We start from the raw sequence: 15,203 nt of genomic DNA, 5'->3' as shown, positions 1-15,203 counted from the left end.
ACTCGGACACGCCCCCCATCCGCCGAGAGAACGGACGGCACCATGACCGACGACCAGATAACAGACACGCTCCGCGGCCACTGCGCGCGGGTCCTGGGCGTCAGCCCGGCCCAGATCGGCCCGCACACCGACCTGCGCGAGGAACTGGACGCCGACAGCCTGGACTTCGCCGAGCTGTACGCCGTGGTCGAGGACGAATGGGGCACCTTCGCCGACGACCGGCTCCAGCGGGTGCGGACCGTCGCCGACATGGCCGCCGTCATCCGCCGCCACCTGACGGCGGTGGGCGGCTGATGCGACCCCGCGTCGCGGTGACCGGGCTCGGCCTGCGCACGCCCGCCGGCTCCGGTCCCAAGGAGCTGTGGAACGCGCTGCTCGGCGGGCGCTCGACGGCACGGGCCATCACGTCCTTCGACACGTCCGCGCTCGCGGTGCGCTTCGCCTGCCAGGTGCCGGAGCTGGACGTCTCGGCGTACCTGACCGACCGGCAGGCGCGGCGGCTGGACCGGGCGTCGCTGCTGGCGGTGTGCGCGGCGGGCGACGCGCTGGCCGACGCCGGTCATCCGCGGGTGCCGCCCGAGCGGCGGGCCGTGGTGGCGGGCAGCTCGTTCTGCGGCACCGAGACCTACGAGTCGGCGCTGCTCGACACGCCCGGTCCGGCCGCGCTGCGGCTGTCGCCGATCTTCATCCCGAAGATCATGCCCAACGCCGGCGCCGCCGCCATCGCCATGCGGTACGAGATCCGCGGGCCGAGCATGTCCGTGGTCACCGCCTGCGCCTCCGGCGCGCACGCCATCGGCGAGGGCGTCCGGCTGATCCGCGACGGCTCGGCCGACCTGGTCGTGGCCGGGGCCGGGGACGCCAACGTCACCCCCGGCATGCTGCACGGCTTCAGCCGGTGCCGGGCCCTGTCGGTGCGCAACGACGACCCCGAGGCCGCCTGCCGCCCCTTCGAGGCCGACCGCGACGGGTTCGTGCTGGCCGAGGGGGCCGCGTTCCTCGTCCTGGAACGCCTGGACGACGCCGTGCGCCGCGGGGCGCGCGTGCACGCCGAGGTGTCCGGCTACGGCCGCACCAGCGACGCCCACGACCTGACGGCCCCCGCGCCCGGCGGCGAGGGCGCCCGGCGGTGCATGGACGCCGCGCTCGCCGACGCGGGCCTGGCGCCCGAGGACATCGTGCACGTCAACGCCCACGGCACCGGGACCGAGCTGAACGACCTGGCCGAGGCGCAGGCGATCGGCCGCGTCTTCGGGCCCGCCGCCGTGCCCGTGAGCTCCACCAAGGGGGTGACCGGGCACGCCCTCGGCGCGTCCGGGGCGATCGAGGCCGTGGCGTGCGTGCTGGCGATGGCCGAGTGCACCGCCCCGCCGACCGCCAACCTGGACCGGCTCGACCCGCGCTGCGACATCGACGCGGCGCCCGTGCCGCGCCCGATCGCCAGAGGGCCGGTGATGTCGAACTCGTTCGGGTTCGGCGGCCACAACGCCACGCTGGTCTTCTCGCCGGCGCGCTGACCGCTCCCGCCGGACGGCCAGCCCCGCCGGACGGCCAGCCCCGCTGGACGGTCAGTCCCGCCGGGAGACGAACACGCAGAACGGGTGCCCGGCCGGGTCGGCGTAGACCCGCAGGGGCTCCTCCTCGTCGTCGATCCGGTCCAGCAGCAGCCGGCCGCCCAGGCGCAGAACGCGTTCGTGCTGCTCCAGCAGGCTCTCGACCGAGGAGACGGTCAGGTCGAGGTGGAGTTGCTGGGGCACCCCGGGCTCCGGCCAGGTCGCCTCAGGAAGCGTCTCGACCTGCTGGAAGGCGAGCTGCGGCGCGCCGTCCCTGGTGCGCAGCACGAGCCAGTCGCGGCCGCGTTCGTCGTCGGCCCCCGCCTGCGGCGGCTCGTCGCCGGGCCGGTAGACCAGGTCCAGCAGGGACCGGTAGAACTCCGCCAGCGCCCTGGCGTCGGTGCAGTCGAGCACCACCTGACACAACCTGATCCTGCCGTCCGTACCGGTCATGCGCGCCTCCGTGGTCGTCCTTCGTCCGTCATGCTCTCTGCACGGCCGGAGGGCACGTCAAACGCGGCGGCCTCACCAGGTGACCGGCAGGGACGCCAGGCCGTAGATCGTGGCGCGCGGGCGCAGCGGCACCTCCTCGGCGGGCACGGCCAGCCGCAGCCCGGGGAAGCGGCGCAGCAGCGCGGGGAAGGCCAGCCGCATCTCCAGGCGGGCGAGCTGCTGGCCCAGGCACTGGTGGATGCCGTGGCCGAAGCCGAGCTGCGGCCCGGCCTCGCGGGTGACGTCGAAGCGGTGGGGGTCGGGGAAGCGGGCCGGGTCGCGGTTGACGGCCGGCAGGGAGAGCGTCACGGTCTCCCCGGCGCTGATCGTCCGCCCGGCGAGCGGCACGTCGGCCCGCGCGACCCGGATCGGGCCGATGTGCACGATGCTGAGGTAGCGCATCAGCTCCTCGACGGCGGTCGCCGCGACGCCGGGATCGGTGCGCACCAGCTCCGCCTGCTCCGGACGGCTCAGCAGCAGGAACGCGCCGAGGGCCAGCATGTTCGCGGTCGTCTCGTGGCCGGCGGTCAGCAGCAGGGTGGCCACCCCGGTCAGCTCCTCGTGGTTCAGCTCGCCGCCGGAGACCAGCTCGCCGAGCAGGTCCTGGGCGGGCTCGGCCCGCTTGCGGGTGACCAGCTCGGACAGGTAGCCCATCAGCTCCGCGCCCGCCGCCCCGCGCTGCTCGGCGGAGTTGTCCAGGTTCACCGCGCGCGCGGTGGTGTCCTGGAAGCGCGCGCGCTCGTCGTACGGGACGCCGAGCAGTTCGCAGATCACCAGCGACGGGATCGGCAGCGCGAACGCGCCGACCAGGTCGGCGGGCGCCCCGGCCGTGGCCATCTCGTCGAGCCGGCCGTCGACGATCTCCTGGATCCTCGGCTCCAGGAGCCGCATCCTGCGCATGCTGAAGCGGCCGGTGAGCAGCCGCCGGTAGCGGGAGTGCTCGGGGTCGTCCATGGCGATGAAGAAGCCCGGCGGGATCACCAGGTCGGCCAGGCCCTCGGGCGGCGCCAGCTCCTTGATCGGGGGCGCGGCGCCCTGGGAGGTGTTGCTGAAGCGCGGGTCGTCGAGCACCGCGCGGGCCTCGGCGTGGCCGGTGACCAGCCAGCCGGGACGGCCGTCGGCGTAGATCATGCGATGCAGCGGGCCGTGCAGCCGGGCGAGCTCCGCGGGCGGCTCGAACGGGTTCTCCCGGTCGAGCGGCAGGCTCTGAAGGATGTCCATGCGTCCCAGAAAACCGCAGAGACTGCGAATTTGCAACCTATGCATAAAAGCAGGGCATGCAGTAGGGTGGCGCCGTGGAAGGTCATCGCGAACGCAAGAAGGCCCGCACCCGCCGCGCGCTGCTGGAGGCCGCCGTCCGGCTGTTCGCCGAGCGGGGGTACGAGCAGACCACCGTCGCCGACATCGCCGCGGCGGCCGACGTCGCGCCCCGCACCTTCTTCGCCTACTTCGCGAGCAAGGAGGACGTGCTCTTCCTCCAGGCCGGCGACCGCGAGCGGGTGATGCTGGAGGCGATCGCCGGGCGGCGGCCCGGAGAGCCGCTGGGGGAGCTGCTGAGCCGCATGTTCGAGGCCATGGTGCGCAGCCTGGCCGAGGACGACGAGCTCGGCTTCGCGCTGTCGCCGCTGCGGGCGCGGCTGATGGCCGCCGAGCCCGTGCTGCGCGCCCGCGGCCTGACGCTCATGATGGAGACCCAGCCCCGGCTGGCCAGGGCGTTGTGCGAGGTCTATCCGGGGCTCGACCCGGTGTCGGCGGGGGCGGCGGTCGGGAGCTTCATGGGCGCGCTGGCCGTGGCCGGGATGGTCGCCCAGGAGCAGGGCGGCTCCGAGGACGACGTCCTGGCCGCCGGGCGGCGCGGGATCGAGATCGCGGTCAACGGCCTGTCGATCCTCGACCGGCCTTAGCCCGCGCGGGGCCGCCCCGCGTCCACTCGCCGGGCGTCACGGCTCCAGGCCGCCGTCACGGCTCCAGGGCAGGCTGTCACGGCTCCAGGGCCTGGCGGGCGCGCAGAGCGCGGAGTTTGTGGCGGTTGCCGCAGCGTTCCATCGCGCACCAGCGGCGGGCGCCGGGCCGCGAGGTGTCGACGAACACCAGCGGGCAGTTGTCGCTCGCGCACTCGCGGATACGCTCGGCGAACGGCCCGGACAGCAGTTCGATCATCTCCCGCGCCATGGCGGACAGTGCCTGAACGGCCCGCACCGGTGACGCCCATCCCGCCGTGACGCCGTCGGCGCCGAGTTCGGGCGCCAGGGGCGCGGCCGTCGCGGCCCGGTTGATGGCCGTGATCGCCTCGGCGGGCAGGGGGCGGCGCGCCGCCCGGGCGTGAGCCGCGTCCCAGATCGCCCGGCGCAGGGCCTTGGCGTCGGTGAGCTCGCCGGCGGTCACGGGGACCGTCATGACCGCCGTCAGGGGTGGCTGGGCGAGCCATTCGGCCAGGTCGGCCGGCTCGTGGAGGGTCTCGAAGATCGCGTACTGGCCTTCGCCGCCGGTGTGGGCGAAGTCGAGGCAGAGGGCGCCGGCGTCGAACCGGAACGACCCGCCCTTGGGATCGTGCAGCACCCGTCCGGTTGCGTTCACTCGCATGACACCACTATAACTGGTGTCGCACCAAAACCCCTTTAACTGGTTTCAGAACACGAGGAGAGAACACCATGGCCGTACGGCACATCAACCCCGAGGGACTTCACCGCAGCCCGGCCTTCAGCCAGGCCGTCGTGGTCGAGCAGCCGGCCAAGACGATCTACATCGGCGGCCAGAACGGCGTCGGCCCCGACGGCAAGGTCGTCGGCCCCACGGTGGGGGACCAGGCCAGGCAGGTGTTCCGCAATCTCAGGACGATCCTGGAGAGCGAGGGAGCGACCCTGGCGAACGTCGTGCACTGGCGCATCGCCGTGCTGGAGGGCCACACGTTCGACGAGGGAGTGGCCGCCTTCCAGGAGGTGTGGAACCGGGCCGACGCCCCGCCGGCCATCACGGTGCACGTCGTGGCCGGCCTGAACCCGGGTTGCCTCGTCGAGGTCGACGCCGTCGCGGTCGTGTGACCACGCGGGGACCGTCGACGACATCTCGGATCATGACGAACACCGCGGACGCGCCACCGGCCGGGCGGAGCACCGCCCGGCCGCCCGCCCCCCTCTGGCCGATCGTCGCCCTGGTCTGCCTGGCGCAGTTCATGACGGTCCTCGACGTGTCGATCGTGAACGTCGCGCTGCCCGCCATGGACTCCGACCTCCGCCTGGGCGCCGAGGGGCTGCAATGGGTGGTCAACGCCTACCTCCTCACCTTCGCCGGGTTCCTGCTGCTGGGCGGCCGGGCGGCCGACCTCTACGGCCGCAGGCGCACGTTCGTCGCGGGCCTGACCGTGTTCGCGGTCGCCGGCCTGGCCGGCGGGCTCGCCACCACGCCGGAGCTGCTGATCGCCGCGCGGGCGTGCCAGGGGCTCGGCGCGGCCGTGGTCGCCCCGGCCACGCTGACGATCCTCACCACCACGATCCCCGCCGGGCCGGCGCGGGCCAGGGCCGTCGCCACCTGGGGTGCGGTCGGGGCCGTCGGCGGGGCGGCGGGCTCGCTCGCCGGCGGGCTGCTCACCGACTACCTGTCCTGGCGCTGGATCCTGCTGATCAACGCGCCGATCGGGGTGGTCGCGGTCGTCGCCGCGCTGCGCCTGCTCGCCGAGAGCCGCGACGCCGGCGCCCGCGGGCTCGACCTGGCCGGCGCGATCACCGTGACGGCCGGGCTGTCGGCGCTGGAACTGGGCATGCTGCAGACCCCCGCGTACGGCTGGGGTTCGCCGCGCGCGCTGGTCCCGATGGGCGTGGGCGTGCTGGCGCTGGCCGCGTTCGTCCTGGTGCAGGCCCGGTTCGCGCGGGCGCCGCTGATGCCGCTGCGGATCTTCCTGGCCCGCTCGGTGTCCGGCGCGCTGCTCGTGCAGTTCCTGCTGGGCGCCGCGGGGTTCGCGCTCTGGTACTTCCTGTCGCTGCACATGCAGCAGGTGCTGCGCTACAGCGCGTTCCAGGCGGGCCTGGCGTTCCTGCCGCACACCCTCGCCGTCGTCGTCGCCGCCAAGGCCACGCCGTGGCTGGCCGGCCGGGTCGGGCTGCGTCCGCTGCTGGCCACGGGCGCGCTGATCGCGGCGGCGGGTTTCGCCTGGCAGGCCACCGTCACGCCGGAGAGCGGCCTGCTCGCCGGGATCGTGCTGCCGGGCGTGCTCATCACCGGCGGACTGGGGCTCACCTCGGCCCCGATCGCGCTGACCGCCACGGCCGGCGTCGGCCCCGGCGAGGCGGGGCTGGTCTCCGGCATACTCAACTCCTCCCGCCAGGTCGGCGGCTCCCTCGGGCTGGCCGCGCTGACCACGCTGGCCGCGGCCCCCACCGGCGCGCCGCCCGCCGGGTACGCCCTGGCGTTCTGGGCCTGCGCCGGCGTCGTGACCGCCGGGGCGGTGGCCGTGCTCGCTCTCCCCAGAGTCTCGCGCGAACGTCCGTGACAGGCGATCGCGTCCGCGGTCGTCAACCCGACACCCCAGCTGGGCATTGTCAGCGGACTTGACTGCTGATCCCCGCCCGGTCGCCTCATCGCGACCGGTCGAGCAGCCACTGCTCGACCGCCGCGCTCATCCGCCCGCCCGCCTCCAGCGCCGCCGCCTTGGCGGCGGCCGGGTCGGTGTGCGCGGCCTGGCCGAGGATGACGCCGAGCACCAGGTGACCTCGTACGCGCGAGGCCCACATCAGGTTGCCGCCCGCGGCCGTGCCCGAGCCGGTCTTGATGCCGATGACGCCGTGCCTGTTCAGCAGCGTGTTGGTGTTGTGCAGCCGCCTGGCGTCCCCCGGGACGGACGTGTCGGTCTGCGCCACCACCGCCCGCAGCACCGGGTCGCCCATCGCCGCCCTGGCCAGCCTGAGCTGGTCGGCGGCGGTGCTGACGGTGGTGTCCTCGTTGCCGCTGGCCCCCGTGTACGTGCTGTCCGCCATGCCGAGGCGTCGTGCGGCGGCGTTCATCCGGGCCACGAAACGCTCCTGGGAGCCGGCGTCCCAGCGGGCCAGGAGCCGGGCCACGTTGTTGCCCGAGGGCACCATCATCAGCTCCAGCAGCCGCCGCAGCCGCACCGTCCGGCCCTGGACGAGCGGGACGGTCGACTCCAGCCGCGACAACGACTCCTCGGCCGCCGCGCGGTCCACGGTGATCAGCGGGCCCTCGTCGCCGGGCCGCAGCGGGTGGCGGCGCAGGATCACGTACGCGGTCATCACCTTCGTCACGCTGGCGATCGGCACCGGCCGCAGGTCGCCGCTGACGCCCAGGCTGCCCACGCCCGCCACCTCGACCGCCGCCTGCCCCTCCCGCGGCCACGGCAGGGACGCCTCCCCGGTGACCTTGGGAGCTCCGGCACAGCCCGACAGAACGCCAGCCAGCAGCAGAAACATCAAGGAACGTCGCATACCGGCCAGGTTGCGCGACCGGCGTGTCCGTGCGGCCGTGGCCGGGCATCCACCCGCGCTCAGCCGTGTATCAGCCCCGCATCAACCCGGGCGTCAACCCGGCGTCAACCCGGCGGGAGGCGCAGGACCACGACCGCGCCGCCGTCCGGAGCGTTGGCAAGGGTCAGCTCGGCGCCGATGACCCGGGCCTGGCCCAGCGCGATCGTCAGCCCCAGGCCGTGGCCGTGGCCCCGCTCGGCGGCGCCCGTGCGGAACCGGCGCGGCCCGTCGGCCAGCAGCTCCGGCGGGAACCCCGGCCCCCGGTCGCGCACCTCGACCACGTGGTCGCCGACCGCGATCTCCACCGGCGCCGCGCCGTGCCGATGGGCGTTGAGCACGAGGTTGGCCAGGATCCGGTCCAACCGCCGCGGATCGGTCTCGGCCACCGGGTCCCCGTCGGCCAGCACCCGCGCCTCGGCCCCCACCCGGGCCGCCGACTCCGCGGCCAGCGCGGCCAGCGGCACGCGCACCCGCTCGGCGACCTCGGCCCCGGCGTCCAGCCGGGACACCTCCAGCAGGTCCTCCACCAGCGTGCGCAGCACCCGCACCCGGTCCCGCACCAGGTCGGCGACCTCGCCCTCGTCCAGCAGCTCGACCACGGCGACCAGGCCCATCAGCGGGGTGCGCAGGTCGTGCGCGACGTCGGCGGTGAACCGCTGCTCGGCCAGCAGCCGGTGCTGCAGGCTCGCCGCCATCGAGTCCACGGCGGCGGAGATGCGGGCGATCTCGTCCCGGCCGCGGGCGTTCGTCCGGGCCGCCAGGTCGCCCCCGGCGATGCTGCGGGCGGTGCGCGCGACCCGCCGCAGCCGCCGGTTGGGCAGCTCGGCCGCCAGCACCGACAGCGGCACCACCCCGGCCAGGGCGAGCAGCCCGGCCTTGGCCATGTTCCGGTCGAGCGCCTGGAGGCCCAGCAGTTCGGAGCCCATCGCGATCTGCACGCTCGTCGCCTCCTCGCCGCCGTCGCCGGACGGCTGGACCGCCCACATCCACGGCTCGTCCCGGTGGTCGAGCCCGTACCAGACCACCCGCCGGCCGGGCCGCAGCCGGTCGGCCAGGGCATCGGGAAGCTCGGCGACGGGCACGACGTCCTCGGCGGTCCCGGCGGCCAGCGACCTGTCCAGGGCCGCCTCGGCCCGCGCCTGGCCGAGGTCGAGCGCCCGCTGCCAGGTCGCCCGGTGCACCAGCAGCCCCACCACGGCGGCGACGACGGTCGCGGCGAGCGTGACGAGTGCGGCGATCTTCCAGCGCAGCGAGGCCAGGTTCACGTGACGGCCAGCTTGTAGCCGAACCCGCGCACGGTCTCGACGCGCTCGGCGCCGATCTTCCTGCGCAGCCGCTGCACGCACAGGTCGACCACGCGGCTGTCGCCGTCCCATCCGTAGTCCCACACGTTGCGCAGCAACGTCGCCCGTTCCAGGACGATGCCGGGATGGGCGGCGAACTCCAGCAGCAGCCGCAGCTCGGTCGGCGACAGCTCGACGCGCCGGCCGGCCCGCCGCACCTCCAGCGCGCCGGTGTCGACGCTCAGGTCCCCGAACTCCAGCACGGCCGCCCCCGCCTCGGGCCCGGCGGCCGGCGTCCTGGTGAAGGTGGCCCGGCGCAGCAGCGACCGGATCCTGGCCACCAGCACCGGCAGGTCCACCGGCTTGACCACGTAGTCGTCGGCGCCGCCCTCCAGCCCGGCCACGATGTCCAGCCCGTCGCCGCGGGCCGACATCATCAGGATCGGCACCTGGCTGGTCTCCCTGATGCTGCGGCACACGCTGATGCCGTCGAGGCCGGGCAGCATCACGTCCAGCAGCAGCAGGTCGTGATCGCCTGTACGGGCGGCCTCCAGCCCGTCGAGCCCGTCGGCCGCCGTGGTCACCCGGTAGCCGTACCGTTCCAGGGCCATGCCCAGCGACGTGCGGATCACGGTGTCGTCCTCGACGAGCAGCAGGGATGTCATGAAATCGCACCATACCTAGCGAAGTGCACTGACCGGCCCGGGCTCGGTTAGGCTCGGGGTGGACGATCGCGGCCAGGACGCCGAAGCCGTTCCTGCTCCGCTCGGCCCTCATCGCCTGATAGTCGGCCGGGTCGGCTGTCCCGCCGGAGCCCCTCCGCAGCCGGTCAGCACCCCCGGACCGCGCATCAGCGCACGCATCAAGGGCTCCTTCGCCGTGGGGACGCGCCGCCGTCCGCGACGCCTCGGCCAGTCTTGGGCCCTCTTCCGTCCGCCCGGCCTCGGCCGGGTGTCACCGGGCGCTCGGCCGTGTATCAGCCGCGTATCAGCGCCCGTAGCCCGTCATCTATCCCCACCGAAATGGAGAACAACCGTGCCGAACCACGTTCTCACCGGCACGCCGGGCGCCGGGAAGACGGCCGTCCTGCGGCTGCTGGAGGTCCGCGGGTACAGCGTCGTCGAAGAGGCGGCGACGGACGTCATCGCCCTCGGCCAGGCGCTCGGCCGCGCGGAGCCCTGGCGCGAGCCCGCCTTCGCCGAGGAGGTGGTCAGGCTCCAGCGGCGGCGCCAGGAGGCCGCGCCCGCGGGCGGCGAGGCCCCCGTCTTCTTCGACCGCTCGCCGGTCTGCACGCTGGCGCTGAGCCGCTTCCTCGGGCATCCCGCCTCACGCCTGCTCGCCCGCGAGGTCGAGCGGGTGGTGGAGCGGGGGACCTACGACGGGAAGGTGTTCTTCGTCCGCAACCAGGGGTTCGTCCGCGCCACCTCGGCCAGGCGGATCGGCTACGAGGAGGCGCTGGACTTCGAGCGCCTGCACGAGCGGACCTACCGCGACCTCGGGTTCGAGCTCGTCGAGGTGCCCGCCGGGCCGCTGGCCGGCCGCGTCGCGCTGGTCGAGCGCGCCGTCAGGCCACCCGGCCGCTCTTGACCAGCGCCCAGCACAGCGAGGCGAACGCGCCGGTGGTGGTGATCGTGCGGACGAGGTTGTAGCCGGCCCACTTGGCCTCGTCGAACGCGCGGCGCACCGCGGCCAGGTCGGCGATCCGGTCCGGGTCGCCGGCCGCCTTGAGAGCGTCGTTGAGCGGCACGTTCACGGCCACCGTGAGCACGAAGGCGACCAGGTAGAGCACCAGCGCGACGATGATCCAGGGCAGCACCGCGCGCACGTCCTGGCCGAGGTGCAGCGCCGCCGCCAGGCCCGTGAAGGCCAGCGCGCCGACGAAGCTGAGCATGAACCAGGGGTTGAGTATCGCCCGGTCCACGGCCTGGAACGCTCCGACGAACGTGCGGTCGTCGGTCGCGCCCAGACCGCGCATGATGGTGTGCGAGTACAGTCCGAAGACGCCCGCCGCGAGCCCGGTCGCCATGGTCGCCGCGATGAGCACGACGGTGCGCAGAACCGACATCAGTGTGTCCCCCTGTTCGTCCCGCGCCCGACGTCCCGGACGCGCGAGGACAAGTCAACGCGACACCGGGGGAGCGCGGCCATGGCCGAGACGCTCCCGCGCATACGCCGGACTCCAGGGGACGCCGTGGTCAGGGCGCGGGCGGGTTCCGGCGCGCGGTGACCAGCGCGAAGGACAGGTATTCCCCCTGGTCGGCTTCGAGCATGGCGATCGTCGCGGTCTCCTGCCGGGCGCGGGCCCACAGCAGCCAGTCGTGCCATCCGCCGTCCTGCAGCCGCGCGGACGTCACCGTGACCAGCTCGGTGATCTCCCACTGGAAGCGCCACCACCCGGGAGTGTGCCAGGCGATGGCCTCCCAGCCGACCAGGGCCTTGACGTGCGCGGGGATGTGCCCGAGCTCGCGGACCTCGCGGGTCATGCCGGGCGTGGCGACGCCGAGCTGCCCGCCGGGCCGCAGGAAGCGGGCCAGGTAGGGCAGGTAGGAGTCGGCCGTGCCGAAGTACTCGAAGGCGTCCACGCTGACGATCGCGTCGAAGGACTCCGGCTCGAACGGCAGCGCGTGCGCCTCGGCCCGTACGGCCCGGACGCGGTCCGTCACGCCCGCCGCGGCGAAGACGGCCGCGGCCTTCTCCGGCGCGACCCACAGGTCGGCGGCCACCACCTCCACCCCGAACTCGCGGGCCAGGAATACCGAGGTCGCCCCCAGGCCCGAGCCCAGGTCGAGCACCCGCATGCCGGGCCGCAGGTCGAGGTCGCGGGCCAGGTCCTCCAGCAGCCACAGCGGATGGGGGCCCATGTCCAGCCCGAGCACCCATTCCGGGTCGTATGTGGAGGACAGCGGATAGACGTCGGGGCGCACGAGATCCTGGATCGCTGACACAGCGGGCCATCCCACCACGAAGCCCCCGCCCGTTCAACCGGTTATCTGCCGCCGGGGCCGGGCCCCGCAGGTGCGATCCGGGTCACCGGGTCAGGTGCGCCAGCAGGGCGGCGGCGGCCGGGTTGGCGGGAACGGGCGCCCGGCCGGCCGGCACGACCGTCCTGGCCGGATCGGGCTGGCGGATGCGCACGGTCGGCAGCCCCTCCCGCTCGGCCACCCGCCGGGGGACGATCGCCACCCCGATCCCGGCGCGCACGAGGTCGACCAGCAGCCGGATCTGGGTGACCTCGCAGGTGATCTGCCGGTGCAGCCCGCACCCGGCGGCCAGCCGGCGCACCGCGGTCTCCAGCCCGGTGCCGGCCTTGAAGTCCACGAACGGCTCCTCCGTCAGCTCCGACAGCAGGGCCCGCTCGGCGCCGGCCAGCCGGTGCTCGGGCGAGGTCATCAGCACCAGCTCCTCCTCCCAGGAGTCGAACACGGCCAGCCCCGCCGGCAGCTCGGCGCCGTCGAGCGCCAGGTAGGCCAGGTCGAGCTCGCGGGCGAGCAGCGCGTCGAGCAGCCCCGCCACCGGCGCGTCGCGGACCGAGATCTGGATGCCCGGCCGCCGGCGGTGGAAGGCGGCCAGCTCGGCCGGCAGGTCGACGCTGGTGAGGGTCTGGATGGTGCCGATCGCCACCCGGCCGGTGGCCAGTCCGGACACCGCGGACACGGCGTCGGCGGCCGCCGCGGCGTCGGCCAGCAGCGCCCGCGCGGCCGGCAGGAAGGCGTGCCCGGCCGGGGTGAGCACCGGCCGCCGCCCGGTGCGCTCGAACAGGTCGGCGCCGAGCTCCCGTTCGAGCTTGCGGATGGACGTGCTGAGCGCCGACTGCACGATCAGCTCGGCCCGCGCGGCGGCGGTGAAGCTGCCATGGGTGGTGACGGCGACGAAGTGGCGGAGCTGACGCAGTTCCATCCATCTACGATAGCGATGGCAGCCAGCGAGACGATGTGTTGGATCGATCAGTGCCTGCCAGGACATCCTGGTCCGCATGGAACGACACGTCCCCGTCCTGTGGACGGCCGCCTACTGCTCCCGCCGTCCCGCCCCGGTCCGGCTCGCCGGGCGGGGGCTGCTCAAGCTCCTCGACTTCGTCCGGGCGCTCGCCCTGGCCGACCACCGCACGTTCGTCTCGCACTGAACGGGTCTCAGCCCGTGTTCTCGCGGTGCCGCAGCAGCAGCAGCGCGATGTCGTCGGTGTGCGGGGCGTGGTCGAGCAGCGTCCCGGCGACCTGCTGGAGCTGCTCGCGCGGGGCGCTGGTCAGGTACGCCGCCAGCGTCCCGATGGCCTCGTCCAGGTCCACGCCCGGCGCCTCGACCAGCCCGTCGGTGTAGAGGGCCAGGACGGCGCCCGGCGGGAACGGCACCTCCACCGTGGCGTACTCGGCGTCGGCGTCGATGCCGAGCAGCAGGCCCGCCGGGATGTCGATGATCTCGGCCGGCATGTTGGGCGGGCGCAGCAGCGGCAGCGGATGACCGGCGTTGGCCGCCCGCAGCGTGCGCAGGCGCAGGTCGAAGTAGATGAGCAGGCAGCTGGTGAACAGGTCGGTGTCCAGGTCCATGAGCAGCCGGTTGGTGTGCTGGAGCACGTCCCCGGGGCTGGCCCCGACGGCGGCGTGGGCGTGGATGGCGGTGCGCACCTGGCCCATGAGCGCCGCGGCCGTCATGTTGTGCCCCTGGACGTCCCCGATGACGGCCGCGGCGGTGGTCTCGTTGAGCCGGATCAGGTCGTAGAAGTCGCCGCCGATGCCGACGCCGCGGGTCGCGGGCACGTACCGGGCGGCCACTTCCAGGCCCGGCATGTCGGGCAGGCTGCCGGGCAGCAGCGAGGTCTGCAGGCTGTGGGCCAGCCGGTCCTTGGTGTCGTAGAGCAGCGCCCGGTCCAGGGCCTGGCCCATCAGCCCGGCCAGCGTGGTCAGCGTCGCGCACTGCTCGGCGGTGAACGGCCGCGGGTGGTCGAAGGCCAGCAGGCAGACGCCGAAGGTGTCGTCGGAGACGGTCAGCGGCAGGAAGGCCCAGGCGGCCATCCCGTCGTCCTGGGCGACGTCGGGGAAGGCCCGGTTCAGCTCGGCCCGGTCGGCGAAGAAGGCGGCCTCGCCGGTGCGGACGACCTGCTCGGCGGGGCTGGGCGCGGCCAGCGTCTGGCCGTCGAACCGCTCCAGCACCTCGGGGACGTAGCCGTGCGACCCGACGATCCGCATCCGGCCGCTCTCCGCCCTCATGATCGCCATGGCCTGCGCCCTGAACACCGGCATGACGTGCTCGGCGATGAGATCGACGACCTCCCGGACGTTCAGCGCCCGGGTCATCGCCGAGGCCATGTGCAGGAAGTTGTAGAAGACGTCGGCCCGCGGCAGCCCCGCGTTGTCCGGCATGAAGGCGCGCGCGGGCCGCTGCGCGCACAGGTCGGCGCCCGAGGGGGTGATGCGCAGGCTCAGGCCCGTCGGGTCCGGGTGCAGGACGAACTCCAGCTCGTGGCCGTCCGGCCGGCGGGCCGAGCAGGAGGCGACCCGCTGGCCGACCACCGCCGCCCGGCAGCGGTCCTGGAAGGCCGGGTCCTTCAGCCACGTCGCCGTCTCCCACAGCGGCGTGCCCAGCAGCTCCGAGACGGTGGTGCCGAGCAGGTCGGCGGCGGCGGGGCTGGCGAAGGTGACGACGCCGTCCAGGTCGAGCGCGACGGAGCCGTCCCGCAGCCGGTCCAGGTAGCCGGCCGCGGCCACGGCCTCGTACGGGTCGGGCATCGGCGGCGGCACCGGGGTCAGCACCCGCGGCTCGCCGCCGGGACGCAGCGGACATCCGCTGTCGGCGGCCTGCTCCAGGACGGCCGCCAGGCGCTCGCTCGTGGCGGCGATGACGTCCTGCTCCGGCCCGCTCAGCTCGGCCGGCCGCCCGTCCGGCCAGAGCAGGATCCACGAGCCCCACATGCGGGAGTCGCTGTGCAGGGGCGCGGCGGCCGAGGCGAAGGCGTACGGGAAGGCCAGGGCCGTGCCGGGGAAGCGGCGGGCCAGCTCCTGCGCGGTCGGCACCCACACCAGCCGCCCCTGGCGGACGGCGGCGGCCACGGGCGCCCCGCCGTCCAGCCGGACGGTGGTCCACGGCCTGACGAGCTGCGCGGGCAGCCCGATCTCCGTCTCCATCACCAGGACCTGCGGGGAGCCGGTCAGCAGGTACACCGCGCCGATGTGCGCGCCGGTGTCACGGGCGGCCTGGGCGAGCTGCTCGTCCAGCGCCGAGGTGTACGGCAGGGTCCCCTCGTCGGCGTGGCCGCCCACGGACTACCTCGTTCCGTGCTGCGCTGACGTCGGCGCCGCGTCCCGTTGATCGCCCATAGGACAACTGTAGATATCCGTATTGGGGGTGAAGCTCACCGTTGCCGGAATCTGGGGAAGAGGAGGGACGAATATGAGCTTTGCGGCGGG

Annotated in this window: 17 protein-coding genes; 7 read left to right on the top strand and 10 right to left on the bottom strand. The window is 74.2% G+C overall.

Translation table 11 applies throughout. The annotated features are described in order from the left end of the window. Positions 1-42: 42 nt before the first annotated feature. Both AB0J71_RS43525 and AB0J71_RS43520 read left to right on the top strand, forming a co-directional pair. On the top strand, positions 43-294 hold the full coding sequence (locus tag AB0J71_RS43525) for an acyl carrier protein (RefSeq protein ID WP_352331127.1): 252 nt from the start codon (positions 43-45) through the stop codon (positions 292-294). Then, on the top strand, positions 294-1,517 hold the full coding sequence (locus tag AB0J71_RS43520; protein ID WP_364393882.1) for a beta-ketoacyl-[acyl-carrier-protein] synthase family protein: 1,224 nt from the start codon (positions 294-296) through the stop codon (positions 1,515-1,517). The genes AB0J71_RS43525 and AB0J71_RS43520 overlap by 1 nt, the downstream gene beginning before the upstream one ends. Before the next feature lie 51 nt (positions 1,518-1,568). Here the strand turns inward: AB0J71_RS43520 and AB0J71_RS43515 are convergent, their stop codons facing one another. Together AB0J71_RS43515 and AB0J71_RS43510 are read right to left on the bottom strand one after the other, a co-directional pair. Next, complete coding sequence (locus AB0J71_RS43515) at positions 1,569-2,006, bottom strand: VOC family protein (protein WP_364420033.1); 438 nt, start codon at positions 2,004-2,006, stop codon at positions 1,569-1,571. A gap of 72 nt (positions 2,007-2,078) precedes the next feature. After that, positions 2,079-3,266, bottom strand: a complete 1,188-nt coding sequence (locus AB0J71_RS43510) for a cytochrome P450 (protein ID WP_352328649.1) — start codon at positions 3,264-3,266, stop codon at positions 2,079-2,081. Positions 3,267-3,340: 74 nt separating this feature from the next. Between AB0J71_RS43510 and AB0J71_RS43505 the strand changes: the two genes are divergently transcribed. Further along, positions 3,341-3,949: a TetR/AcrR family transcriptional regulator gene (locus AB0J71_RS43505; protein ID WP_364420030.1), complete on the top strand. Its 609-nt coding sequence runs from the start codon at positions 3,341-3,343 to the stop codon at positions 3,947-3,949. Between the two features lie 76 nt (positions 3,950-4,025). Here the strand turns inward: AB0J71_RS43505 and AB0J71_RS43500 are convergent, their stop codons facing one another. Next, positions 4,026-4,628, bottom strand: a complete 603-nt coding sequence (locus tag AB0J71_RS43500; RefSeq protein ID WP_364420028.1) for an ABATE domain-containing protein — start codon at positions 4,626-4,628, stop codon at positions 4,026-4,028. 68 nt (positions 4,629-4,696) lie between these two features. Here AB0J71_RS43500 and AB0J71_RS43495 point away from each other — a divergent pair, with 68 nt between their 5' ends. Both AB0J71_RS43495 and AB0J71_RS43490 read left to right on the top strand, forming a co-directional pair. Next, positions 4,697-5,086 carry a RidA family protein gene (locus AB0J71_RS43495; protein WP_352328644.1) on the top strand — a complete coding sequence of 130 codons (390 nt, stop codon included), beginning with the start codon at positions 4,697-4,699 and terminating at the stop codon, positions 5,084-5,086. Between the two features lie 32 nt (positions 5,087-5,118). Continuing rightward, entirely contained in the window at positions 5,119-6,531 is a 1,413-nt protein-coding gene (locus AB0J71_RS43490; RefSeq protein WP_364420026.1) for an MFS transporter, read from the top strand. Positions 6,532-6,616: 85 nt separating this feature from the next. On the opposite strand, the gene AB0J71_RS43485 is transcribed toward AB0J71_RS43490, so the two are convergent. From AB0J71_RS43485 to cseB, 3 genes are all read right to left on the bottom strand, one after another. Continuing rightward, positions 6,617-7,480: a serine hydrolase gene (locus AB0J71_RS43485; protein ID WP_364420023.1), complete on the bottom strand. Its 864-nt coding sequence runs from the start codon at positions 7,478-7,480 to the stop codon at positions 6,617-6,619. Between the two features lie 104 nt (positions 7,481-7,584). Further along, positions 7,585-8,784, bottom strand: a complete 1,200-nt coding sequence (locus AB0J71_RS43480; RefSeq protein WP_364420021.1) for a HAMP domain-containing sensor histidine kinase — start codon at positions 8,782-8,784, stop codon at positions 7,585-7,587. Continuing rightward, a complete protein-coding gene (gene cseB, locus AB0J71_RS43475; RefSeq protein ID WP_352328635.1) occupies positions 8,781-9,467 on the bottom strand; it encodes a two-component system response regulator CseB in 687 nt (228 codons plus the stop codon). The genes AB0J71_RS43480 and cseB overlap by 4 nt, the downstream gene beginning before the upstream one ends. Positions 9,468-9,837: 370 nt before the next feature. On the opposite strand from cseB, the gene AB0J71_RS43470 reads away from it, so the two are divergent. Continuing rightward, positions 9,838-10,389 carry an AAA family ATPase gene (locus tag AB0J71_RS43470; RefSeq protein ID WP_364420019.1) on the top strand — a complete coding sequence of 184 codons (552 nt, stop codon included), beginning with the start codon at positions 9,838-9,840 and terminating at the stop codon, positions 10,387-10,389. Here AB0J71_RS43470 and AB0J71_RS43465 read toward each other — a convergent pair. The 3 genes from AB0J71_RS43465 to AB0J71_RS43455 all read right to left on the bottom strand — a co-directional run bounded on the left by AB0J71_RS43465 (position 10,367) and on the right by AB0J71_RS43455 (position 12,699). After that, positions 10,367-10,867 (bottom strand): anthrone oxygenase family protein, encoded by a 501-nt coding sequence (locus AB0J71_RS43465; RefSeq protein WP_364420017.1) that lies wholly within the window; start codon positions 10,865-10,867, stop codon positions 10,367-10,369. The genes AB0J71_RS43470 and AB0J71_RS43465 overlap by 23 nt on opposite strands. A gap of 130 nt (positions 10,868-10,997) precedes the next feature. Continuing rightward, positions 10,998-11,747 (bottom strand): methyltransferase domain-containing protein, encoded by a 750-nt coding sequence (locus tag AB0J71_RS43460; protein WP_364420015.1) that lies wholly within the window; start codon positions 11,745-11,747, stop codon positions 10,998-11,000. 82 nt (positions 11,748-11,829) lie between these two features. After that, complete coding sequence (locus AB0J71_RS43455) at positions 11,830-12,699, bottom strand: LysR family transcriptional regulator (protein WP_364420014.1); 870 nt, start codon at positions 12,697-12,699, stop codon at positions 11,830-11,832. 76 nt (positions 12,700-12,775) lie between these two features. On the opposite strand from AB0J71_RS43455, the gene AB0J71_RS43450 reads away from it, so the two are divergent. Beyond that, positions 12,776-12,925 (top strand): hypothetical protein, encoded by a 150-nt coding sequence (locus AB0J71_RS43450; protein ID WP_352328775.1) that lies wholly within the window; start codon positions 12,776-12,778, stop codon positions 12,923-12,925. A gap of 7 nt (positions 12,926-12,932) precedes the next feature. On the opposite strand, the gene AB0J71_RS43445 is transcribed toward AB0J71_RS43450, so the two are convergent. After that, positions 12,933-15,056: a SpoIIE family protein phosphatase gene (locus AB0J71_RS43445; protein ID WP_364420011.1), complete on the bottom strand. Its 2,124-nt coding sequence runs from the start codon at positions 15,054-15,056 to the stop codon at positions 12,933-12,935. Positions 15,057-15,203 lie beyond the last annotated feature (147 nt).

Origin of the sequence: Nonomuraea sp. NPDC049637, assembly GCF_040675235.1 — a bacterium.
Classification (GTDB): domain Bacteria; phylum Actinomycetota; class Actinomycetes; order Streptosporangiales; family Streptosporangiaceae; genus Nonomuraea.
Note: the sequence above shows the minus strand (reverse complement) of the source record. Positions and strands in the feature narration are given on the sequence as shown.

Excerpts from the sequence above, each read along its gene's own strand:
- AB0J71_RS43495 (WP_352328644.1), top strand. The coding sequence starts at position 4,697 with ATGGCCGTACGGCACATCAACCCCGAGGGACTTCACCGCAGCCCGGCC.
- AB0J71_RS43465 (WP_364420017.1), bottom strand. The coding sequence starts at position 10,867 with ATGTCGGTTCTGCGCACCGTCGTGCTCATCGCGGCGACCATGGCGACC.
- AB0J71_RS43500 (WP_364420028.1), bottom strand. The coding sequence starts at position 4,628 with ATGCGAGTGAACGCAACCGGACGGGTGCTGCACGATCCCAAGGGCGGG.
- AB0J71_RS43515 (WP_364420033.1), bottom strand. The coding sequence starts at position 2,006 with ATGACCGGTACGGACGGCAGGATCAGGTTGTGTCAGGTGGTGCTCGAC.
- AB0J71_RS43455 (WP_364420014.1), bottom strand. The coding sequence starts at position 12,699 with ATGGAACTGCGTCAGCTCCGCCACTTCGTCGCCGTCACCACCCATGGC.
- AB0J71_RS43490 (WP_364420026.1), top strand. The coding sequence starts at position 5,119 with ATGACGAACACCGCGGACGCGCCACCGGCCGGGCGGAGCACCGCCCGG.
- AB0J71_RS43510 (WP_352328649.1), bottom strand. The coding sequence starts at position 3,266 with ATGGACATCCTTCAGAGCCTGCCGCTCGACCGGGAGAACCCGTTCGAG.
- AB0J71_RS43485 (WP_364420023.1), bottom strand. The coding sequence starts at position 7,480 with ATGCGACGTTCCTTGATGTTTCTGCTGCTGGCTGGCGTTCTGTCGGGC.
- AB0J71_RS43450 (WP_352328775.1), top strand. The coding sequence starts at position 12,776 with ATGGAACGACACGTCCCCGTCCTGTGGACGGCCGCCTACTGCTCCCGC.
- AB0J71_RS43520 (WP_364393882.1), top strand. The coding sequence starts at position 294 with ATGCGACCCCGCGTCGCGGTGACCGGGCTCGGCCTGCGCACGCCCGCC.
- AB0J71_RS43525 (WP_352331127.1), top strand. The coding sequence starts at position 43 with ATGACCGACGACCAGATAACAGACACGCTCCGCGGCCACTGCGCGCGG.
- cseB (WP_352328635.1), bottom strand. The coding sequence starts at position 9,467 with ATGACATCCCTGCTGCTCGTCGAGGACGACACCGTGATCCGCACGTCG.